Source organism: Kitasatospora sp. NPDC056181 (assembly GCF_042266225.1).
In the GTDB taxonomy this organism is placed as follows: domain Bacteria; phylum Actinomycetota; class Actinomycetes; order Streptomycetales; family Streptomycetaceae; genus Kitasatospora.
On record NZ_JBHJUK010000257.1, the window covers coordinates 1 to 7,402 of the forward strand.

Sequence of the window (7,402 nt, forward strand, 5' to 3'; positions counted from 1 at the left end):
GCCTTGGACAGTTCGGCGTTCACCTGCTGGATCGGCAGCTGGTCGTCGGTCCAGGTGAAAGGGGCCGGGCCGTCGGCGGCCGCACCGGGCGGCGGGTCAGCGGATCAGCGCGGGTCGAGCGGGCGGCTCGGGTCGGTCGCTCCCGAGGGCGGTCGCCCCGGGGTCGGTGGCCCCCAGGGGTCGGTCGCTCGGGGGTCGGTCGCTCTGCGGATCAGTCGCTCTGCGGGCCCGCCAGGTTCTTGGTGAGCCACTGCAGGGTGTCCGGGATCATCTTCTTGAAGTCGCTGGTGAGGTGCTTGCCGCCGGGCTGCTCGTAGTACTCGATGGCGAGCGGCGGAGTGGCCTTGGCGACCCACGCCTTGACCAGCTTGGTCTCGTACGCGTTGGCGCCGCCGGCGGTGACGAGCATCTTCACGTCGGCCTTGCCCAGGGCGACCATCGTCTCGGGGCTGTTGGCCTGCCGCTCGGCCTCGTGGCCCTTCCAGAGCCCCGAGTCCGGGTTGAAGTAGCCGTCGATCGGCACGGCCGCCTTGAACTTGTCCGGGTGCTGCAGGGCCAGCTTCGCGCTGCAGAACGCACCGGTGGAGGCGCCCATCAGGCCCCAGCCGTCACGGCCCTTCACGGTGCGGAAGTTGGCGCGGACGAAGTCCGGGATGTCCTCGGCCATCCAGGTGCCCATCTTGGGCTGGCCGGGGATGTCGGCGCAGTCCAGGGCGTTCTTCTCGTCGCTGTTGAAGTTCTGCACCGGCATGATCATGATGAACGGGTGCGCCTTGCCGGCCTTGGACAGTTCGGCGTTCACCTGCTGGATCGGCAGCTGGTCGTCGGTCCAGGTGTTGTAGCCGTTGCTCTGGCCCCCGGCGAAGAGGGTGAGCACCGGGAAGCCGGTCTTGGCGAACTTCGGGTCGTTGTACTCGGGCGGCAGCCAGACCCAGACCTTGCCGGAGACGCCCGACTTGGCACCGGCCAGCGTGGTCACCAGGATCTGGCCGGCGGCGGTGTCCCGGGCCTTGGTGAGGGTCGCAGCCGGGCCGGTGGGCATCAGGACCTTGCCCGAGGCGGTCGGGGTCGCGCTGGCGGGCGCCGCGGAGGTGCTGCCGGCGGCCGACGGGGAGCCGGGGGCGGTGCTGCCGCTCGCGCTCGCCGTGCCGGCGGCCTTGGCGGTGTCCCCCTTCTTCCCGCCGGCGTCCGTACTGCCGCAGGCCGCCAGCGAGGCGGCCAGGGTGAAGGCGGCGGCGCCGGTCAGGACGGCGCGGATACGGGTGGACTGCGGCTGCAAGGTGAGGACTCTCCGACCGGTGTCGCGCCCGCTCCGTCGGGAGCCGGGCGGTGGCCCCCGGGTGGGGCCGGACAGGCCGGGGGCACGACGTCGTCCGTGGCCCCCGGGAGGCGGCGCGCCGCCCCTCGCGGAGGCGTGCCGTCCTGCGATCTTATGACGTGGGCCGGGGCGAGCCGGTTGCGGTTGGACCAGTGTCAATCCAATGTTTGTTCCCGATCCGGTAAAGGCTTTCGACAAGCCTGCCGATCGGCGGGGGGCGTCCCCGCCGGACGGCGGGGAGCACAGTCGCGCGCGGTCCGGGCCCGCCGCGTTTTGGGCCCTCGTACCAGTGACCCCGGGAGCCCGATCGGGGACGATCAGTTCGCCCGTACCAGCGCCCGAGGAGCCGCCATGCCCCAGCAGATCGCCGTCGTCACCGGAGCCGGGAGCGGGGTGGGCCGCGCCGTGGCCGTGGAGCTGGCCGCCGCTGGCTGGCGGCTGGTGCTCGCCGGCCGGCGGGAGGCGCCGCTGCGCGAGACGGCGGGGCTCTGCGCGGCGGCCGCGGCCGGGACCGGCGGCGACGGGACGGACGACGGGGGAACGGGCGGTGCGGCGGGCGGTGCGGTGGCCGTGGCGCCGACCGACGTCACCGACCCGGCGGCGGTGGACGCGCTGTTCGCGACGGCCGCCGAGCGGTTCGGCCGGGTCGACCTGCTGTTCAACAACGCCGGGACGTTCGGCGCGCCGACCCCGGTGGACGAGCTGGACGTCGCCGAGTGGCGGGCCGTGGTCGACCTCAACCTGACCGGGGCCTTCCTCTGCGCGCGGGCCGCGTTCCGGCAGATGAAGGCCCAGGACCCGCAGGGCGGCCGGATCATCAACAACGGCTCGATCTCGGCCCACGTGCCGCGGCCGCAGTCGATCGCGTACACCGCGACCAAGCACGCCGTCACCGGGCTCACCAAGTCGCTGTCGCTGGACGGCCGCCCGTACCGGATCGCCTGCGGGCAGATCGACATCGGCAACGCCGCGACCGACATGACGGCGGCGATGAGCGTCGGCGTGCGGCAGGCGGACGGGCGGGTCACGGTGGAGCCGACCATGGACGTCGCCGACGTGGCCCGCACCGTGCGGCACATGGCCGGGCTGCCGCTGGAGGCCAACGTGCAGTTCGCCACCGTGATGGCGACCGCCATGCCCTACATCGGACGGGGCTGAGCCGGTCCGGTGGCGGCGCCCCCGCCACGGGAGGGGCCGGCGCCGGCACCGCGGGAGGAACCGGGGAAGCCACCGCGGGAGGTACCGGGGAAGCCGGCGCTACTCGTCGTGGGAGTGGCGGTAGCGCCGTCGGCCGCCCTCCTCGTCCAGCCGGTACACGCTGGTGGTCGGCCAGTACTCGCCGGCGTCGGTGGCGGGCAGTTCGGCGCGCAGGACCATCCGCAGCGAGGGCGGCGGGGCGGTGGCGTTGACGCGCTTGCGGTGGCCGTCCCAGCGGCCGCCGCAGAGTTCGACGTCGAGGACGACGGGGGTGGTGCTCATCCCGCGATGGTGGCAGCGTTCACCCGACCCGGGGGTTTGGACTCCGTGAAGCCACTCGCCCGGGTGATCCTCCGTCACGACAGGCTGACGGCCGCCCCCTTGGTGCACGGGAGGCGGCCGTCGGCGCGGAGACCGGGGTCAGTTGCGCCAGGTGTCGTTCAGCGTGACCTGGCCGGAGGCCGGCACGGTCGCGGTCCGGTTGGCGCCGGACTCCCAGGTGACGTTCCCGGCGGCGTCCTTGCGGATGTACTTGTACTCGAACGCGGTACCGGCGGCCATCGCCACGTCCAGCTTCCAGACCGGGTAGGCGGCCGAGGAGAGCGGCAGCGCCTTGGCAGTGTCCCAGCCGCCGAGCGCGGCGGTGTTGCCGGCCACGTAGATGTTCTGGCCGTAGACGGTGGTCGCGTTGACCGCGAAGGACGCGCCGCCGCCCACCGGGTTGCCGCCGCCGGTGTCGCCCGGCGCGCCGACGTACAGCGCCACCGCGTCGCCCGCGCCGACGGTGGCGGTGAACCGGCCGTCCGAACCGACGGTGTACGACGGCCCGGTGCAGCCGCCCGCGGCCGGGTCGCCGTGCTGGACGTCGCAGTACGAACCGGCCGGCAGCGAGGTCTGGAAGGTCTGGGTGACCGGGCCGGACTCGCGGTTCAGCGCCACGAAGCCCTTGTTGCCGCGCCCGAAGGCGATCGCGTTGTTGCCGTTGGACCACCAGTTGGTGATCCCGGTGCCTGCCACCGCGTTGCGGAAGCCGACCATGTTGGCCACCTGCCGCCAGGCGTGCGTGCAGTTCCAGCCGTCGCTGTAGCAGGCGTTGACGGTGCCGCCGTTCGGCGGGCCGTCGTCGTGGCCGGTGAAGGCGTAGCCGGAGTAGACGTTGGGCGCGCCGTACGGGTTGGCCAGCATGAAGACGTTGGCCAGGGTGTAGGCGGAGCCGTCCTTGTACGTCAGCGTGGAGCCGTTGCGCTCGGTGTCCCAGTTGTCGACGAAGGTGCGGGCCTTGTCGCCCGGCAGCAGGCCGGAGCCCCAGTTCGCGAGGTCGGCGATCCGACCGCCCTGGAAGGCGCTCTTCAGCCAGGTGCCGGAGCGGAACTCGTCGACGTCGCCGGTGCCGGTGTACTCGGAGGGCTGGATCGGCTCGCCCGCGCCGTAGATGACCTCCTGGACCCAGTACGCGTTGGGGTTGGCCGTCCGGGCCTTGATCGCGGAGAGGTCGGCGGCGGCGATGTGCTTGGCGGCGTCGATCCGGTAGCCGTCGACGCCGAGCGAGGCCAGGTCGTTCAGGTAGCCGGCGATGGTCTGCTGGACGTAGGCGCTGCCGGTGTCGAGGTCCGAGAGGTTGACCAGCTCGCAGTTCTGCACGTTGGAGCGGTCGGCGTAGTTGCTGATCGCGGTGCGGCAGGAGTGGAAGTCCTGGTCCTGGTAGTACCCGGGGTAGTTGTACTTGCTGTAGTTCGTCCCGCCGGTGCCGGTGCCGGAGCCGGCCGACATGTGGTTGATCACCGAGTCGGCGACCACCTTGACGCCGGCCGCGTGGCAGGTGTCGACCATGCGCTTGAAGGACGCCCGGTCGCCGAGGCGCCCGGCTATCTTGTAGCTCACCGGCTGGTAGGAGGTCCACCACTGGCTGCCCTGGATGTGCTCCTGGGGCGGCGAGACCTCGACGAAGCCGTAGCCCTTCGGGCCGAGCGTGTCGGTGCAGGCCTTGGCGACGGAGTCGAAGCGCCACTCGAAGAGGGTCGCCGTGACGTCCTTGCCGTTGCCGGGCGGGGTGGCCTGGGCGGGGGCGGCGCCGAACGCCGCGGTGAGTGAGAGGGCGAGCGCCGCCGAGGCGGTGAGCGCGCCGGCCGTCCGGGCAGGCCGGCGGGTGGGGGCGGTGGTGACCACGATGTCTCCTGGGGGCTGGGGTGGGGGCAGCCTGGGGTACCGCTCGTGAAACTTGCTGAAACGTTTCTGAAACTTGCAGCGCTGAACTTAGGGTCGCGACCTGGACCCGTCAAGGCCTTGGAAACAACGTTTCTGCAGCTCCGGAAAGCTCGTGTGCGACTTTCCCGCGCGCCCGGCATGGACGGGCGCGGACGACGGGGGGCCGGGCAGGAACGGCCGGGACCGGCCGCGGGCCGGGCGCGGACGGGCGCGGAGGACCACGGCCGGGCAGGGGGCCCGGGGCGGCACACCCGGGCGGGCCGGGCGCGGGCAGGGCGCGGGCAGGGCGCGGGGGACGGTCCCGGTCGAGGTGCACGGCCCGGCCTCACAGGCCTTCACCTCACCGTGCGACGCCCGCGGCGGGCCGGCACGGGCCGTCCGGCCGGGGCCGCTTCGCCGAAGGCAGGGCGCTGGCCCGCAGGCCCTCGGGGCTCCGGGGCTCCGGGGCGACCGCCACCGGCCCCCTCGCCCACGGGTCCGGGCCCACCCACAGGTCCTGACGGCCCGCCCCGCGGTGGCGGCGGACCGCCGCCGACGGCCGGAGCCGCCGGGGTCACGACACCCGGCGGCAGGAGGGGGAGGGAACTAGACGGCGTCCGGCCCGCGTTCGCCGGTCCGCACGCGGACGATCGACTCCACCGGCACCGCCCAGACCTTGCCGTCCCCGATCTTCCCGGTACGGGCGGCCCGGACGATCTCGTCCATCACCCGCTCGGCGTCCTCGTCCTCGACCACCACCTCGATCCGGGCCTTGGGCACCAGGTCGATCCGGTACTCGGCGCCCCGGTAGACCTCGGTGTGCCCATGCTGCCGGCCGTACCCGCTGGCCTCGGTGACGGTCAGTCCGTGCACGCCGACGGCCTGCAGCGCGTTCTTCACCTCGTCCAACTTGAACGGCTTGACGATCGCGGTGATCAGCTTCATGCGGAGGGGGTCCTGTCGGACGGGTGCGTGAACACGGTGGTGGTGGCGTGGGCGGTCGTGCCGTGCCCCAGGACGCCGTGATCGTACGCCGTCTCGGCGTGCACGGCGAGGTCCAGGCCGGTGAGTTCGTGTTCCTCGCTCGCGCGGAACCCCATCACCCGGTCGACCGCCCGGCCGATCCCGTAGGTCGCGGCGAAGGCGTAGGCCGCGACGGCGGCGACCGCCACCAGCTGCTTGCCGAGCTGCCCGAGGCCGCCGCCGTGCAGCAGGCCGGCCGGTCCGCCGGTCATCGCGGCGGTGGCGAAGAGGCCGATCAGCCCGGTGCCGATGACGCCGGCCACGAAGTGCACGCCCACCACGTCCAGCGAGTCGTCGAAGCCGAACCGGAACTTCCAGCTGACCGCGTACGAGCAGACCACGCCCGCCGCCAGCCCGATCACCAGCGCGCCGACCAGGTCGACGCTACCGCAGGACGGGGTGATCGCGACCAGGCCGGCCACCGCACCCGAGGCGGCGCCCAGGGTGGTGGCGTGGCCGTCCCGCCGCTTCTCCACCAGCAGCCAGCCGAGCAGCCCGGTGCAGCCGGCCGCCTGGGTGTTGAGCAGTGCGGACGCGGCCAGGCCGTTGGCGCCCAGCGCCGAGCCGGCGTTGAAGCCGAACCAGCCGAACCAGAGCAGGCCCGCACCGAGCAGTACCAACGGCAGGCTGTGCGGGCGCATCGCCTCCTTCCGGAACCCGATCCGCGGGCCGAGCAGCAGCGCCAGGGCCAGGCCGCTGGCACCGCAGTTGACCTCGACGACGGTGCCCCCGGCGAAGTCCAGCGCGCCGAGCCCCGACAGGATCCAGCCGTCGGGCGCGAACACCCAGTGCGCGACCGGGACGTAGACCAGCAGCGTCCAGACGGCGGTGAAGGCCACCCAGGAGCCGAACTTCGCCCGGTCCGCGATGGCGCCGCTGATCAGGGCGGCGGTGATGACCGCGAAGGTGAGCTGGAAGGTGGCGAAGAGCACGGTGGGCACGTGGCCGGTGAGCGAGGACGGGGTGATCCCGGCCATGCCGAGGTGCTCCGGTCCGCCGATCAGGCCCCAGCCGCCGACGTCCCGGCCGAACGCCAGCGAGTAGCCGGCCAGCAGCCAGACCACGGTGACCACGGCGATCGAGACGAAGCTCATCATGATCATGTTGAGCACGCTCTTGGTGCGGACCATGCCGCCGTAGAAGAGCGCCAGACCGGGGGTCATCAGCAGGACGAGCGCGGTGCTGGCCAGCAGCCAGGCGGTGTCACCGGTGTCGAGGCCGGGCGACGAGTCAGCCAGGAACATAGGGCGTGCCTTCCCAAGGGCCTGCGTCGGGGTGGGGTTCGCAGGTCGCGGTTGGGAGAGTGTCGCGAGGACGGGTTTCCGGTCGCGGACGGACACGTTTCGCCCGTGTTTCGTATTGCCCGGCGGTTGCCCCGCGGTTGCCGGGCGGTTTCCGGAAGCTCACGGGCGGGCGGACGACGCGGGGCCCGGCAGCCGTCGCTGCCGGGCCCCGCTCCCTGTCTCACCTGGTTTCAGCCGGTGTCACCGGCCGGGGTTCAGCTGGTGGCGATCGAGGTGTCGTCGATCACGAAGCTGGTCTGCAGCGAGGAGTCCTCGGTGCCGGCGAACTTCAGGGTGACCGTCTGGCCCGCGTAGGACGAGAGGTCGAAGGTGCGCAGCTGGTAGCCGGCGGCCGCGTCCACGTTGGAGTAGGTCTTCAGCGCGGTGCCGTTGACCG

At 72.8% G+C, this 7,402-nt stretch carries 7 protein-coding genes; 1 reads left to right on the forward strand and 6 read right to left on the reverse strand.

Annotation, left to right across the window (positions count from 1 at the left end; translation table 11 throughout):
- Positions 1 to 211: 211 nt before the first annotated feature.
- Entirely contained in the window at positions 212 to 1,279 is a 1,068-nt protein-coding gene (locus ACFC1F_RS42110; RefSeq protein ID WP_376166962.1) for an alpha/beta hydrolase, read from the reverse strand.
- A 390-nt stretch (positions 1,280 to 1,669) separates the two neighbouring features.
- Here ACFC1F_RS42110 and ACFC1F_RS42115 point away from each other — a divergent pair, with 390 nt between their 5' ends.
- Complete coding sequence (locus ACFC1F_RS42115) at positions 1,670 to 2,476, forward strand: SDR family oxidoreductase (RefSeq protein ID WP_376166964.1); 807 nt, start codon at positions 1,670 to 1,672, stop codon at positions 2,474 to 2,476.
- Between the two features lie 99 nt (positions 2,477 to 2,575).
- On the opposite strand, the gene ACFC1F_RS42120 is transcribed toward ACFC1F_RS42115, so the two are convergent.
- The 5 genes from ACFC1F_RS42120 to ACFC1F_RS42140 all read right to left on the reverse strand — a co-directional run.
- Positions 2,576 to 2,797 carry a hypothetical protein gene (locus ACFC1F_RS42120; RefSeq protein ID WP_209416644.1) on the reverse strand — a complete coding sequence of 74 codons (222 nt, stop codon included), beginning with the start codon at positions 2,795 to 2,797 and terminating at the stop codon, positions 2,576 to 2,578.
- A gap of 138 nt (positions 2,798 to 2,935) precedes the next feature.
- The gene (locus ACFC1F_RS42125; protein ID WP_376166966.1) at positions 2,936 to 4,681 is read right to left on the reverse strand and encodes a carbohydrate-binding module family 20 domain-containing protein; all 1,746 of its coding nucleotides are present in this window, start codon (positions 4,679 to 4,681) and stop codon (positions 2,936 to 2,938) included.
- Positions 4,682 to 5,305: 624 nt separating this feature from the next.
- Entirely contained in the window at positions 5,306 to 5,644 is a 339-nt protein-coding gene (locus ACFC1F_RS42130; protein ID WP_148645409.1) for a P-II family nitrogen regulator, read from the reverse strand.
- Positions 5,641 to 6,966 (reverse strand): ammonium transporter, encoded by a 1,326-nt coding sequence (locus ACFC1F_RS42135; RefSeq protein ID WP_376166968.1) that lies wholly within the window; start codon positions 6,964 to 6,966, stop codon positions 5,641 to 5,643. The genes ACFC1F_RS42130 and ACFC1F_RS42135 overlap by 4 nt, the downstream gene beginning before the upstream one ends.
- 254 nt (positions 6,967 to 7,220) lie before the next feature.
- Positions 7,221 to 7,402, reverse strand: a 182-nt coding sequence (locus tag ACFC1F_RS42140) for a hypothetical protein (RefSeq protein ID WP_376166970.1), incomplete at its 5' end; no start/stop codon positions are given.